The organism is Mesorhizobium sp. M3A.F.Ca.ET.175.01.1.1 (assembly GCF_004791945.1).
GTDB lineage: Bacteria > Pseudomonadota > Alphaproteobacteria > Rhizobiales > Rhizobiaceae > Mesorhizobium.
Map to the genome: position 1 here is coordinate 1 of NZ_SRTP01000027.1, position 13,572 is coordinate 13,572.

A 13,572-nucleotide genomic window follows, 5' to 3' on the forward strand; every position below is an offset into this window, starting at 1 on the left:
GCCACCGGCTTCCACCGTCGCCCCCTTTGCCACGGCGTCGGCGACGTGCTCCAGTACTTTCTTCAACGCGTTCCGGTCGATGAGGGGGCCTGTAGTGACCCCTTCGGTGAAGCCGTCGCCGACCTTCGCTGGCGCCCATATGAGACTCAACATGGGCGGCACTCATGCCGCACGTATTGGCATGGCTGGTGTCGGACACGCTAACCAGTGCACATGGAAGATTCAATCTGCAGGCGCCATATCCGGAGGTCCATGAGGAAGGCACTCGAAAACAGGAACACGGACGCTAGCCGAGACGGACTTGTCGCAGGCGACTGCCAAGCATCCCTTGCCTTCGAGCACTGCCAGAAAGAGAGTTCCAAGCGTAGCTGCCGCTTCCCAACAGGGGGCTTGCAGAGCTTCGGACCTACGTCGCTGCACGGCGTTCGGGTCGGAGCCGCAGTGTGGCGCCGAGAGCTTCGGGCGCGCGGCCCGACCAGGCTCGTCCCGTGCTGTCTATGGTGAATGGGTGCGCCGTCATGTCTGGCTCCCCTCACCCGCCAGCCGTTCGCCGAGAACGGGATGGCTGGCAGCCAGCCAGCTTTGGTCGGAAATGCCTGACCGGCAGACCATCACCGCTGACACGACGCTTCAGCTTGAGAAGAGTCTCTAAGGCACCTCGGAACTGGTTGGAGGTTCCGGCTTTTTCGGCCGCAGGCTTCACTGATGATCCGTCGGATGGTGCCGTGCAGGCGGACTTTGGCGACCGGATCAAGCCAGAAAGAAGTCCTGACGGATATAGCTGAACGGCACGATATGGCGGCAGGCTTTTGACTGGAAGCCATAATGTTGCGCCAGCGCCAGCAGTGATCAGTTGCAGACTATGTGGCTGTCGCTAACTGTCGCCGGACAGGCGTTTCATGCGGCCGCAGAGGATTTTGATCGGCACCACGCCGATGCCAGCCATAGGCAATCGACAGCGCCGCCGACGAGCAGCGCGGTCACATCCATCATGACGCGCGCGCGATCTGGGCTGAGGCAGGCTATACAGGCGCCGACACGGTAGATGTTCCTACTTTCCGATAATGGCATCATTTCCTTCCTAGAGGTGAATACGCGCCTTCAGGTCGAGCATCCCGGAACGGAAGAGACGACCGGCGTCCACATCGTCATCGAGCAATCGCGGCGCATCGCAGACGGTCTGCCGCTGTCGGTGAAGAAAACACCCGCCCCGACGGCTGGGTTTTGTGCTGATTCAACATAGGCCAAAGGATGTTTGGCGATGAACGTAGTCTGCGAGACGATTGCGTCACCCCGTTCCAACATCGCGGGGCGTTCGAAGGGCCGTGGATCAGGCGGAATTGGCCGCCATCCCACACCTGACGAAGGTCGCGGCCAGCTCTGCACTGCCCCAGTCCAATGTCGCGGGTCTGGTCTCGTTGGCGATGTAGCCGGATCAGACAGTTGTCGCTCAGCACTCGATCGTGCCGGGGCAGCCGGTTGACGACCTAGCCCAAGCGGCTTTCGATGATGAGGTCGCGCACGACCTTACTTGTGGTTGGATGCCGACGAGCATGTGGCGCGGCCTTCCTGCGCAGCACGGCGTGCACGCGGCGGTAGCCATAGGTGTCGTCGAAGCGAAATTGTATATCAAACCCAAGACGCCGATCGTCAGGAAAGGCGATTACCGAGACTACATCGGATATGTCCTCGCCGCTTCACCCAGCCGCGCTCGGACAAAGGCAATAGTTCAGCGTGCCGTTGACTCAATTCATTGGTCAATCACACCATTTCCGATCGAACATGAACAATCAGCGGCCTCTCATGTCTCCGCACCTGCGCAGGTGCCCTCGGGTGAAGGGTGATCATCGCCGAACATTGGGGCAATTGAGAGCACGAGAGAGACGGGGCTTCTGACAGGATCGTCAGCAAGGAAAACATCAGCCGCATGTCCGTGCTCGGGCGGGCCGAGCCGATCCTCACCACAGGAGGACGAGCCGTGGCGGATTATAGAGAAGCATTTGTCGGAATCGATGTTGCGAAGCTGAAGAACGCTTTTGCAATTGCGGAGGCAGGCCGGGAAGGAGAGGTTCGGTTCTTCGGTGAGGTCGACGCGTCGGTGACCAGCATGCGGCGGGTCATAGGCCGGATCGCCAGCCGCTTTGATTACGTGCATTTCTGCATTGAGGCTGGGCCGACCGGGTACGGCCTTTATCGCCTGATCCGGTCGCTCGGGCACGAGTGCACGGTGGTTGCACCATCATTGATACCGAGGAAGCCCGGCGATCGGGTGAAGACGAACCGTCGAGACGCCATTTCCCTTGCCCGGCTATTGCGCGCCGGCGAGCTGACCGCGGTGTGGGTACCCGATGAAGGGCACGAGTCCATACGGGATCTTGTTCGCGCGCGGGCGGCCGCGGTCGAGACGCTGCGGGTCCATCGCCAGCAGGTGAGCGCATTCATGCTCAAGCACGGCCGTAGCTATCCGCGAAAGAAGAGCTGGACGATGCGCTATCTACGCTGGCTTCAGGAACAAAGGTTCGATCATCCCGCGCATCAGATCGCACTCCAGGAGATGGTCGAGGCGGTGCGCGTGTCGAAAGAGCGGGTCGAGCGGCTGGAGCGTGTGATCGAAGAGTTCGTCCCGGCCTGGTCGCTGGCACCGATCGTGTGGGCGCTTCAGACATTGCGTGGGGTAGACCTGATTGTCGCCGTGACGTTCGTCACCGAAGTCGGCGACGCCAGCCGGTTCGAAAGCCCACGCCAGCTCATGGGATATCTCGGTCTGGTTCCCGGCGAGCGCTCAACCGGGGAGACAGTCCGGCGCGGCGGCATCACAAAGGCAGGCAACGGTCGGGTTCGCCACATGTTGGTCGAGAGCGCCTGGACCTATCGACATCCGCCCAAGGTCGGGAAGGCGAAGCTATACCGATTGGAGCAGGCATCACCGAAGGTGTGCGAGATCGCCTGGAAGGCGCAGTCCCGGCTGACAGCCCGCTACCGCATGCTGAGCGCTCGGGGCAAACGGACAACGGTCGTCTGCACCGCGATCGCCCGTGAACTGGTCGGCTTCATGTGGGCAGTCGCAAGGGAGGCGCGCGTCACCTGATCGCTCGCCGCGACGGCGCACATATCGCGCATGGGCGGAGGCGGGACCACGGCAGGGGAATGCCCGTCAGACGCTTTGTGGCCGGCGAACCGCCGACGCCCGCAGTAAGATAGGAACAGCCCCGGACGCACAATCGGGAATGCGGTAGTTAACCCGCGCATCAGAGCTTGATCAACGACGTCCTTCAGTTCCGCCTCCACCCATGCGCGATCCTCAGAATGAGCAGCCGTCCTCGGATCGGGCGACCTCCTGCGTTCCAAACCTTGACAGCGGACATCAGAGCGCTGTTCTCAGGCCACGGCCTTGAGCTCCGGCGGCGTCATGTAGCCCACGGGAGGAGATCGTTGATCTGGCTGTTGGGGTGGCCGCTGACGATCCTGGTGAGCACGTCTGCCAGATAGCCGAGTGGCTCGACGCCGTTGAGTTTGCAGGTTTCGACCAACGATGCGACGACGGCCCAGTGTTCGGCGCCGCCATCCGATCCTGCGAAGAGTGCGTTCTTCCGGTTGAGCGCGATCGGGCGGATCGAGCGTTCGACGGTGTTGCTGTCGATCTCGATGCGGCCGTCATCAAGGAAGCGCGACAGGCCATCCCAGCGCGAGAGCGCGTAGCGGATCGCCTCGGCGAGTTTTGTCTTCTGGCTGATCAGCCCGAGTTTCTCGCGCAGCCACGGTTCGAGATCGGCGACGATCGAGAGGCTCTTTTCCTGACGCACGGCGCGGCGCTGCTCGGCCGATCGTCCACGAATGTCGTCTTCGATCCTGTAGAGTTCAGCGATCCGTCTCAGCGCCTCGCTGGCGATCGGCGCGGGACCGGCCGCGGCGAGTTCGTAGAAGCGCCGGCGCACATGCGCCCAGCAGAAGGCGAGCGTGACGCCGCTCTTGTCGGCGAGCACGCGATAGCCGCCATAGCCATCGACCTGGAGGATACCGGTGAAGCCCGCGAGATGGGCAATCGGTCGCTCGGCCTTTCGGTCCGGCGCATAGACATAGGCGACGCCCGGTGGGTCGGCTCCATGCCATGGCCGGTCATCGCGGGCATAAGCCCAGAGCTGCCCGGTCTTGGTCTTGCCGCGGCCGGGATCGAGCACCGGCGCGGTTGTCTCGTCGGCGAAGAGTTTTGGCGAGGACTTCAGCTTGCCAAGCAGCCGCTCGTGCACCGGACGCAGATGCCAGGCGGCGCGGCCGACCCAGTCGGCGAGCGTAGAGCGATCCAGATTGATGCCTTGCCGAGCATAGATCTAGCGCCTGACGGTAGAGCGGCAAGTGATCGGCATATTTGGAGACCAGAACCTGCGCGACCGTCGCTTCGGTCGGCAGGCCGCCTTCGATCAGCCTTGCGGGCGCCGGAGCTTGCACGACAACGTCCTCGCAGGCGCGACAGGCATATTTGGGCCGGCGCACCACGATCACGCGCAGCTGCGCCGGAACGATGTCGAGCCGCTCGCTCACGTCCTCGCCGATCCGGTGCAGGGGACAGACGTGATCGTCGATGTCGACGATCGTTTCGATGCGAGGAAGATGCGCCGGCAGCGCGCCACGGTTCGCTCGGCGCTTTCCTGCGCGCTCAATGCGTTCGCGCGGGTCGGCACGTTCGGTCGCCTCCTCGCCGGCGGCCTCGATCTGCTCGGCTTCTTCCAGACCCAGCAGCAACTGGTCTTCCGGCAGGCTCTCGGCGCGGCGGCCGAAGCGGTGACGCTGCAATTCCCGGATGATCTGGATCAGCCGCGCATTCTCGACGTCGCGCGCCAAGACCATCGCCTTCAGCGCATCCGGATCGTCGGGAAGCTGGTCCGCCGTCATCGCCATGAGCGGATCAGACCATATTCGCCGGCACCGGGCGACAGAGGAATCCGGACTGATTCACTTGGTCGCGGATCAGCCCGCCTGCGCCGGAACGCGCGTCTGGCGAGCTTCATGGACCGTCGCCAGTCGAGACCTTCGAGCAGTGCCGACAGCTGCGCGGCCGTCAGCTGCATGATCCCGTCCTGCACCTTCGGCCAGCGGAACTCGCCGCCCTCAAGGCGCTTTGGCGTAAAGGCAGACTCCTGTGCCGTCCCAGAAGATCAGCTTGATCCGGTCCGTCCGCTTCGCACGGAACACGTAGATCGCGCCGCTGAACGGTTATGTGGCGCGCCACATAACCGCATTTATGCGTCGGGCGAGATTATGTGGCGGAGCCGCCCTGACGCCCGGCAGGGCCGGCCAAACCCAGCTTGCCTCCGCCACATAATATTTCATGCCTCTCTCATGGGGCGCGGGATTCCCCTGCGCCACAATGCCGGAGGGGCAGAATGCTCGAGTTCTATTTTTCGTATTGTGGGGTGCTCAAGCGCCTGCGCAGCGGCGCACTCGGTGGCGAGATGGATCGCCTCGCGAAGCATTTTTTCACGCTTGGTTATAGGCGAGCGACCGCCAAGATTTACCTGAGCCGGATTGCGCGCTTTAGCCAGTTTGCCGCGACGCGCTGTGATCCGATGCCGATCCATCAGGATGTCGTCGATAGCTATTTGTGCACGTTTACGACGGATTCTCCACGCATTGGAGCAGTGTCGGCGCTGGGACACGCACTGCGAGTGGCTCCGGAGCGATTCATTGCCTCCGTTCCCAGTGTAGATGCTGACCCGGATGCTCCGCTTCTGGCTTCCTTTTCGGACCATCTGGGCAGGGTGCGGGGCCTGGAGCCGAAGACCCGCGAAGGCGTTCTTCTGGGCGGCCGCCGCTTTCTGGATTGGTTCCGCCATCACCATCCCGGCCAAGACCTCGAGGCGTTGGCGGCCGAGCACGTCCTCGCTGCCGTCGAGCATCGGCTGTCGCTATCGGCGACCTCCGGCACCCCGCACGGCAGCGACTTCTCACATCCGAACATTTCTTCGGTTTTTGTGTTGGGCTGGCCACCATGACCAGGATCTCGCCGGCGTCGTCCCAAGGACGCCTCATTGGCGTTTGGCGCATTTGCCACCGCGCCTTGCATGGGATGACGTTCGGCGCGCAATCGACGCGATCGGCGCAACGACGCCGGTCGACATCCGCGATCCAGCCGTCCTGCTACTCGCCACCACCGGCATTCGCAACGGCGAGCTCCGCGCCATTCAGCTGCAGGATATCGACTGGCGAGCTGGCGAGGTTTTTGTCCGGCGCACCAAGGGCAAGCGTGATCGCGTGGCGCCGCTCCTCGAGGAGACCGGCGCCGCGCTCGCCGACTACATCCTGCGCGCGCGACCGAAGGTGGATAGTCCGTATCTATTCCTGTCCTTCACGCCGCCCTTGGGACCGTTCAAGTGCGCGTCGCCTGTTTCGAGGATCGTACGGAAGCGGTTGCGGCATGGCGGGATCGAACTCGGGCGGGTCGGAGGTGCGCATCTTCTGCGCCGGGCGCCGCTCCTGGAGTCATACTTTCGCCGGCGCTTGAACAAGCAGCGCAACGCGACTCCCGCGACCGTGGCCAGCTATCGCGATGCCTTGCGCATGCTGATCCTCTTTGCCGCCGCCCGGTTGCGGAAGAAGCCGGCGGCGTTGACGCTCGAAGATCTCGACCGAGACCTCGTTCTCGCTTTTCTCGACGATCTCGAGGAGAAGCGGAACAATTGCGTCGCCACGCGCAACGCCCGCTTGGCCGCGATCCGATCTTTCTTCCACCACGTCGCTGCTGCCGACCCGGCGTCCTTCGGCGTCGCCCAACGTGCTGACGATTCCCATTAAACGGACGCACATTGAGGTGACGTACCACCTCACCAAGGCCGAAGTGGACACCCTCATCGCGGCACCCGATCCAAAGACGCCCCGTGGTCGGCGCGACCGAGCCTTTCTGCTCTTCTTGGCACGGACCGGCGCCCGGGTCTCCGAAGCCACCGGCGTTAACGCAAACGACCTTCAGTTGGAACGGCCGCACCCGCAAGTGCTGCTGCGCGGCAAAGGGCGCAGAGACCGCGTCGTCCCCATTGCTAAGGACCTCGCGCGAGCGCTGACAACCTTGTTGAGCGAGCGCGGGATCGCCCATCACGAGCCGCGACCGATATTCGTCGGCGCCCGCAACGAGCGGCTGACCCGTTTCGGAGCGACCCATATCGTGCGGCGTGCGGCCGCCGAGGCCGTGGCTATCAGGCCGGCGTTGGCCGACAAGCCCATATCGCCGCACATCTTCCGGCACTCCCTCGCCATGAAGCTTCTCCAGTCCGGCGTGGACCTTTTGACGATCCAAGCCTGGCTCGGGCACGCACAGGTCGCCACGACCCACCGCTATGCCGCCGCGGATGTCGAGATGATGCGCAATGGATTGAGAAGGCGGGCGTCGCCGGCGACCACGGCGTGCGTTTCCGACCGAACGACGCCGTTCTGCAACTGCTGAACAGCATCTAAATATTATGTGGCGGAGGCAAGCTGGGTTTGGCCGGCCCTGCCGGGCGTCAGGGCGGCTCCGCCACATAATCTCGCCCGACGCATAAGAACGGATCGGCGCCCATCGTCTCGCGCACCAGCGCCGCCAAGCCCTCCGCGCCCTTGCGGAAGCCCACCGGTTTCGTCGCCACCATCACCTTGACCGCACCCGTCGGCCTGATCACGACGGCGCCTTCAGCGCACGGATCACCGCCGCCACCGTCCTGGCGTCGGCGCCACGGCCGACCCGCATCGCAACGCCGTCGATCTCCAACTCGATCACGCCGGCATCCCGGGCGGCTTTCCGTTTCCGCGGCTTCGGCGGACCCTTTGTAGGTGTCTCCGACATTGGCGCCGCAATCACCGCAGGAACAAACAATGGCTCCGGCGCCGGCGCCTCTTCCAACGGCAGACGCGCGGCCCGACGCCAGGCGAACAGCTGCTGCGGGGACAATGCATATCGCCGGGCCACCGCGCTCACGGTCTCGCCGGCATCGTAGCTTTCCGCCACGATCCGCGCCTTCTCCTCCGGCAACCATGCGCGACGCCGGCCGGAACCCGTGAACACCTCGAAACGTCGCGCGGGCTCGTGATCGCTGGATTTAAGCGTAAGCTCTGAAATCGTCAATCGAAGCCCTCAAAGGCTCCGAACATCGTTCCTCACGACCCCGCGCGAAAGGTGGCACCGGAACAGCGCTCTGATGTCCGCTGTCAAGGTTTGGAACGTAGGGGTCCGGCCGATCGAGAGGTCGGCTGTTCATTCTGATGATCGCGCATGGGTGGAGGCGGAACTGAAGGACGTCGGTGATCAAGCTCTGATGCGCGGATTGGTTACCGCATTCCCGATTGTGCGTCCGGGGCTGTTCCTATCTTACTGCGGGCGTCGGTCGGTCGATTTGCCGGCCACAAAGCGTCTGACGGGCATTCCCCTGCCGTGGTCCCGCCCCCGCCCATGAGCGATGGATGTGTGTCGCGTGCAGCGACTAGATCAGGTTGCGTGCGCCTCCCTGGCAACAGCCCACATGAAGCCCACCAGTTCGCGGGCTATCGCCGTGCAGACCACCGTCGTCTTCTTGCCTCGTCCGCTCAACATTCGATAGCGGGCCGTCAGTCGGGCCTGCGCCTTCCAGGCGATCTCTCTCACCCCTGGCGGCGCCTGCTCCAGTCGATACAGCTTCTTCGCGCCGACTTTCGGCGCATGCCTATAGGTCCATGCGCTCTCGACCAGCATATGACGAACGCGGCCATTCCCTGCCTTGGTGACACCGCCCCGTCTGACGGTCTCTCCGGTCGACCGCTCACCAGGAACAAGGCCAACATAGCCCATGAGCTGGCGCGGGCTTTCGAAACGGCGCACGTCGCCAATCTCGGTAGCAAACGTCACGGCAACGATCAGATCCACACCACGTAATGCCTGCAGCGCCCGCACGATCGGCGCCAGCGACCAGGCTGGAACGAACTCCTCGATCACACGCTCAAGCCGCTCGGCCCGCTCTTTCGAGAAGCGAACCGCCTCGACCATCTCCTGGAGCGCAATCTGATGTGCGGGATGATCGACCTGCTGCGCCTGCAGCCAGCAGAGATAGCGCATCGTCCAGCCCTTCTTTCGCGGATAGCTACGGCCGTGCTTGAGCATGAAGGCGCTCACCTGCTGGCGATGGACCCAAAGTGTCTCAACTGCGGCCGCCCGGGCGCGGACGAGATCCCGCATGGCTTCGTGGCCTTCATCGGGAACCCATACCGCCGTCAGTTCGCCAGCGCGCAGCAACCTAGCCAATCCGAGGGCATCCCGGCGGTTTGTCTTCACGCGATCGCTGGGCTTCCTCGGAATCAGCGACGGAGCGACTACGGTGCATTCGTGACCCAGCGAACGGATCAGCCGATAGAGACCATAGCCGGTCGGGCAGGGCTCGTAGCAGAAATGGACTCGATCGAATCTGTTGGCGATCCGCTGGATAACTCGGCGCATGCTCTCATCCGAGGCGTCGACCTCGCCGATGAAGCGAACTTCTCCCTCCCGGCCAGCATCCGCAATCGCGATGGCGTTCCTAAGCTTTGCGACATCGATTCCGACAAATGCTTCCCTATAATCTGACACGGCTCGTCCTCCTGTGATGAGGATCGGCTCGGCCCGCCCGAGCAACCCTCGGACGCGCAGTGTAGGGCGAGCCACCTCACCGGCAGAAGTGGACATACGGTCTTACGTTGTTGTAGGGATTGCCTCTGCGGCCTATCGATCCGATCAGACCTTCGGCAAGAACAGCCGGTAGATCCCTGCAGCACATTGCGAGCCGCGACCAGGAAATGGGGAATTGGGTTTGGAGGTGGTCTTCTCCGATTGGTGGCAGCTCTCAACGCGGCGACCGTCAGGCGCGCAGCCGACAATCAAGAGCGACCAAGCATCGAGGGACGGCGACGTAGACGAAGCAGGTCGGCAGCGCGACATAGGCATGCCGCAAGCCCAGAGCTGGTCCGGACCGGCCGGTATGATCTGCTTCACCAGTTGGGGTTCACGTCGATGCCTTGCTAACCGCCGACGCGCAATAGCCGTAGAACTCGGATGCATCGCAGGTCGCGAACATCGCCCCGAGTGCAGGTGCCATCGACCCGCTTATACGGCCGGTCATAGTAGGTCGTGAGCGATGCCATCAGTCGGCATCTTCCGCGCTGGAGATGTTGGGGCCTTCACGCTGGCGCTGCGCTTTTCAGAGCTCCCTTTAGTAACTCCAGTTCCGGAGCCTGGTTGCCGACGAGCCGCTGAAGGGCAGCAGTTCGGGCCCCGTATTCGCGCCTGAGATGCTGCGCGTTCAGAGCGCATAGTCTTCCGGTTCGACCGCTTCGATCGTCAGCTGGCCCTCAGTGATGTAATCTGTAGTTATGCGGGCCGACCCGCAGGCCATCGTCCAGCCGAGCGGCCCATGGCCGGTGTTCAGGAACAGATTGCTGTAGCGGGTCGGGCCGATCACAGGCGGACCGCCCGGCGTCATCGGGCGCAGGCCGCTCCAGTTTAGAACGGAGTCGGCATTCACGTGGTCCTTGAGCTCCGGCAGCATTCTAAAGCCATCATCAAGGACACGCAGCCCTTCTTTGATGTCAACCGCGTTATCGTAGCCGGCGAACTCGGCGCGACCGCCCAGCCGCAGGCGATCACCCATAGGCGTGATCATCGCATGGAGGCCGTCGTCCATGATCGGACGTGTCGGCCCTCCTTGCCAGCCGTTTAAGGGAACGGTGATCGAATAACCCTTTACTGGAATGATCGGCAGATGGATGCCGAGCCTGCTCGAGAATTTTGGGCTGTAGCTACCAAGCGACAGAACGAAGACGTCCGCCTGGATCTCTCCCTTGGTCGTATGAATATGTGAAATTTTCGTCGTGCTTCCCCGCTTGATATCGAGGACTTCGGTGTCCATCAAGAACTTTGCGCCATACGCCTGTGCCACTCGCGCGATCTCGTTTGTGAACTTGTGAGCATCACCGCTTTCATCATCAGGGAACAGAACAGCGCCGGCGTAGCGGTCGATGACCGGCGCGACGCAGGGTTCCTTTTCTAGGATCTGAGCCTTGTCGAGCTTCTCGAAGACCACGCCCCATTCTTCCATCTCCCGGCACATCTGGAGAAACTCGGACATCCGACCCTGAGGAGGAAACATTCGCATCGTTCCGCGGACGGTCTGGTCGTAAGTGAGCCCCTCTTCTGCGCGGATAGCACGCAGGGTCTCAAGGCTGAGCCGCGCTAGCCGGATGTTGGCGATCATGTTCGCCTTGTGCATACGGGCCGTAGAATTGGCGAAGAACTTGAGACCCCAACCGATCATCGAAGAGACAGCGCTCGGTTGGATCTTCAGCGGCGAATTGGCGTCGAAGAGCATATTCCCGAGATTTTTCATCGTGCCGGGGGAGTTCCAAGGACTAGAGTCGCTTGGGTTCATCAGACCGCCGTTCGCGAAACTGGTTTCCATGCCGGGGCGGTCCCGACGATCAATCACGATGACGTCAAGGCCAGCCTTTGTCAGCATGTAGGCAGTCGTGCTTCCAATGACGCCAGCTCCCATAACAACAACTTTCATTCTCCGTGCCTGCCTTTCAGAAGTCTTTGTTCGGCTCTAATGGCCCAACCGTATTCGGGCCTAGCCACGCTGCGCCGGCGTTTGCAATCTGCGTCAGCACGTTCTCATTCACCGACGGCTGATGCCAATACCGGCTCGAATTTTGGAATCGAGATATCATACGCAAAAGAGACCAAGCGACTCGAGCGCAGTGACCTCGACCAGCATCAGTCGAAAGAGGCTCGGGCCCTGCACGCGGCGAGGTCGGCGCAGAACGGTCCGTCGATCACTTCCTACACGCGGCGGGCTCTGGCGAGCAACGGTGAGCTTTTACATTAGTCGAGTCTGTCAGGATCTTTCCAAGTTCTCCACTCGTAGTTGCGAAGTGTGATATACCCAGGTCCAGATCCTATCAGGTAGTTGGGATTGAGTGGCGTTTTGCCAAGCGGCGTGCAGATTACATATTGCGGCACGGCAAAACCGGTGGTGTGCCCACGCAAACTCTCAATAATGTGCAACCCGGTATTGATTGAAGTTCTGAAGTGCTCCGCGCCCCGGACCAAGTCCGCATGGTACAAATAGTATGGTCGCACACGCGCCATAAGGAGTTTGTGGACCAACTCTTTCATCACCTCGACCGAGTCGTTGATGCCTTTCAAGAGTACCGATTGGTTGCCCACCGGAACTCCCGCTTCAAGCAACCGTTCGATAGCGAGTTTCGCTTCAGGCGTGACCTCATTGGGGTGATTAAAGTGAGTATTAATCCATATTGGATGGTACTTTTTGATCATCTGACAGAACTCGGGCGTGATACGCTGTGGCATCGTTACAGGCGTTCGAGTGCCGATTCGAATTATCTGAACGTGCGGAAGATGCCTGAGCCTTGACAAGGCGTACTCTATCTTATTGTCGCCCATCATCAGCGGATCACCTCCACTTAACAGTACGTCCCGAATCTCTGGCCGCTCGGCTATATATGCTATTCCTTTGTCAATGAGATCTCGATTGCTGACGATCGCGTTTCGGCCCGCGCGAACCTTGCGTGAGCAGTGTCTGCAGTAGATGGCACACAGATTGGTAATATGAAAAAGTACGCGATCTGGATATCTATGAACGATGCAACTCACTTCGGTCTTCCCCTCCTTCCAAAGAGGGTTTTCGGAATCTACACCCGATCGGTGAAATGAGGCGAGCTGATCAATATGGAAGACATCGTCAAGTTCCTTGATGTTAGGGATAGCCTGTAGGCGAACTGGATCGTTTGGATCCTTCTTGTCGATTAGCGAGAGGTAATAAGGTGTTACCCGAAAAACATATTTTTCACCGACCTTGCGGAAAACTTCTTCTTCTTCCGGCGTAATATTTATATGGTCCTTCAATGCATCCAAAGTGGTTATGCTATTTGAAAGTTGCCAACGCCAGCTGTCCCATTCGCTGTTTCGCGTGTCTACTGCGGCCGTTTCTGCCACCATGCCACACCTCCATTCGAGTCACTTATCTGTAGATACATTCGCGATATGCGGTTGGCTCCGAGAAAATCAGGAGAGTTTTCCGAACTAAATCCCGAAGTAGATACCCTGGTATTCTGACTTTATCTTCTGGACGTTGGAGTACAAAAAGGTAATGACGGGTTCAAATCGTCAAGCCCCGGTAGATGGATTCGGCAATGGGCGCGCAGCTTGAAGCTTAGTTAGCCGAAACGGCGCGCGCAGCGTAAAAATGGGCACCTCTGCGCAGCCGCACTCTCGAACGCTGTGCACTTCAAGCAACGTCCAAGAGCCTTTACATCTTTAGCCCCTGTGTTTCTGCGTGGGACGAGGATCCGCTTTAGGCCTAATCGGTGTCAAAAGCCTTTCGCATGCCGATCGGCGAGTGCCGGTTCGGGTCATTGAAAGTCAGATCCGCCGGCGAGATCTGCGCTAGTGTGTCATAGCCGCTCGCCCGTTGCTCTTGCTTTATCAAGCACCTGGAAAGCCCAATAATGCGCGTTTTCCTCGTAGTATCTCGCATCGCTAAGACAAAGTGCCGGCATCAGAAGACCCGCATCCTGCAGACGCCG

The 13,572-nt window shown here is 61.1% G+C and carries 9 protein-coding genes and 5 pseudogenes; 6 read left to right on the forward strand and 8 right to left on the reverse strand.

Features of this window, described 5'->3' with window-relative positions; all coding sequences use genetic code 11:
• Together EN818_RS30180 and EN818_RS34060 are read right to left on the reverse strand one after the other, a co-directional pair.
• Positions 1-126 (reverse strand): annotated as a pseudogene (locus EN818_RS30180) (aldehyde dehydrogenase family protein); the annotation flags it as partial.
• A gap of 478 nt (positions 127-604) precedes the next feature.
• A pseudogene (locus tag EN818_RS34060) lies at positions 605-937 on the reverse strand (IS21 family transposase); the annotation flags it as partial.
• Between the two features lie 29 nt (positions 938-966).
• On the opposite strand from EN818_RS34060, the pseudogene EN818_RS30185 reads away from it, so the two are divergent.
• The 3 genes and pseudogenes from EN818_RS30185 to EN818_RS30195 form a co-directional block, all read left to right on the forward strand.
• Positions 967-1,213: pseudogene (locus tag EN818_RS30185) on the forward strand (acetyl/propionyl-CoA carboxylase subunit alpha); the annotation flags it as partial.
• A 328-nt stretch (positions 1,214-1,541) separates the two neighbouring features.
• Entirely contained in the window at positions 1,542-1,844 is a 303-nt protein-coding gene (locus EN818_RS30190; RefSeq protein WP_189523875.1) for a hypothetical protein, read from the forward strand.
• Between the two features lie 83 nt (positions 1,845-1,927).
• Positions 1,928-3,088 carry an IS110 family transposase gene (locus tag EN818_RS30195; RefSeq protein WP_236379314.1) on the forward strand — a complete coding sequence of 387 codons (1,161 nt, stop codon included), beginning with the start codon at positions 1,928-1,930 and terminating at the stop codon, positions 3,086-3,088.
• 319 nt (positions 3,089-3,407) lie between these two features.
• Here EN818_RS30195 and EN818_RS30200 read toward each other — a convergent pair.
• Positions 3,408-4,896 (reverse strand): annotated as a pseudogene (locus EN818_RS30200) (IS66 family transposase).
• 485 nt (positions 4,897-5,381) lie between these two features.
• Here EN818_RS30200 and EN818_RS30215 point away from each other — a divergent pair.
• Genes EN818_RS30215 through EN818_RS34070 form a run of 3 tightly spaced genes read left to right on the forward strand, consistent with a single transcriptional unit; the run spans position 5,382 to position 7,435 of the window.
• Complete coding sequence (locus EN818_RS30215; RefSeq protein ID WP_095521540.1) at positions 5,382-5,990, forward strand: site-specific integrase; 609 nt, start codon at positions 5,382-5,384, stop codon at positions 5,988-5,990.
• A 52-nt stretch (positions 5,991-6,042) separates the two neighbouring features.
• Positions 6,043-6,789, forward strand: a complete 747-nt coding sequence (locus EN818_RS34065) for a tyrosine-type recombinase/integrase (protein WP_245491525.1) — start codon at positions 6,043-6,045, stop codon at positions 6,787-6,789.
• On the forward strand, positions 6,770-7,435 hold the full coding sequence (locus EN818_RS34070) for a tyrosine-type recombinase/integrase (protein ID WP_245316526.1): 666 nt from the start codon (positions 6,770-6,772) through the stop codon (positions 7,433-7,435). Before EN818_RS34065 ends, EN818_RS34070 begins: the two co-directional genes overlap by 20 nt.
• A 97-nt stretch (positions 7,436-7,532) precedes the next feature.
• Here the strand turns inward: EN818_RS34070 and EN818_RS34075 are convergent.
• The 5 genes and pseudogenes from EN818_RS34075 to EN818_RS30250 form a co-directional block, all read right to left on the reverse strand.
• Positions 7,533-7,619, reverse strand: a pseudogene (locus EN818_RS34075) (IS66 family insertion sequence element accessory protein TnpB); the annotation flags it as partial.
• Positions 7,620-7,645: 26 nt separating this feature from the next.
• On the reverse strand, positions 7,646-8,032 hold the full coding sequence (locus EN818_RS30230) for a transposase (protein WP_281036019.1): 387 nt from the start codon (positions 8,030-8,032) through the stop codon (positions 7,646-7,648).
• A 420-nt stretch (positions 8,033-8,452) separates the two neighbouring features.
• Entirely contained in the window at positions 8,453-9,658 is a 1,206-nt protein-coding gene (locus tag EN818_RS30235) for an IS110 family transposase (RefSeq protein WP_236379326.1), read from the reverse strand.
• Positions 9,659-10,271: 613 nt separating this feature from the next.
• Positions 10,272-11,534: a D-amino acid dehydrogenase gene (locus tag EN818_RS30245; protein WP_095521542.1), complete on the reverse strand. Its 1,263-nt coding sequence runs from the start codon at positions 11,532-11,534 to the stop codon at positions 10,272-10,274.
• A gap of 314 nt (positions 11,535-11,848) precedes the next feature.
• Complete coding sequence (locus EN818_RS30250; RefSeq protein ID WP_095521543.1) at positions 11,849-12,985, reverse strand: KamA family radical SAM protein; 1,137 nt, start codon at positions 12,983-12,985, stop codon at positions 11,849-11,851.
• Positions 12,986-13,572 lie beyond the last annotated feature (587 nt).

Coding starts and splice junctions, on each gene's coding strand:
- EN818_RS30245 (WP_095521542.1), bottom strand. CDS start 11,534: ATGAAAGTTGTTGTTATGGGAGCTGGCGTCATTGGAAGCACGACTGCC.
- EN818_RS30235 (WP_236379326.1), bottom strand. CDS start 9,658: ATGTCCACTTCTGCCGGTGAGGTGGCTCGCCCTACACTGCGCGTCCGA.
- EN818_RS30195 (WP_236379314.1), top strand. CDS start 1,928: ATGTCCGTGCTCGGGCGGGCCGAGCCGATCCTCACCACAGGAGGACGA.
- EN818_RS30190 (WP_189523875.1), top strand. CDS start 1,542: ATGCCGACGAGCATGTGGCGCGGCCTTCCTGCGCAGCACGGCGTGCAC.
- EN818_RS30215 (WP_095521540.1), top strand. CDS start 5,382: ATGCTCGAGTTCTATTTTTCGTATTGTGGGGTGCTCAAGCGCCTGCGC.
- EN818_RS30250 (WP_095521543.1), bottom strand. CDS start 12,985: ATGGTGGCAGAAACGGCCGCAGTAGACACGCGAAACAGCGAATGGGAC.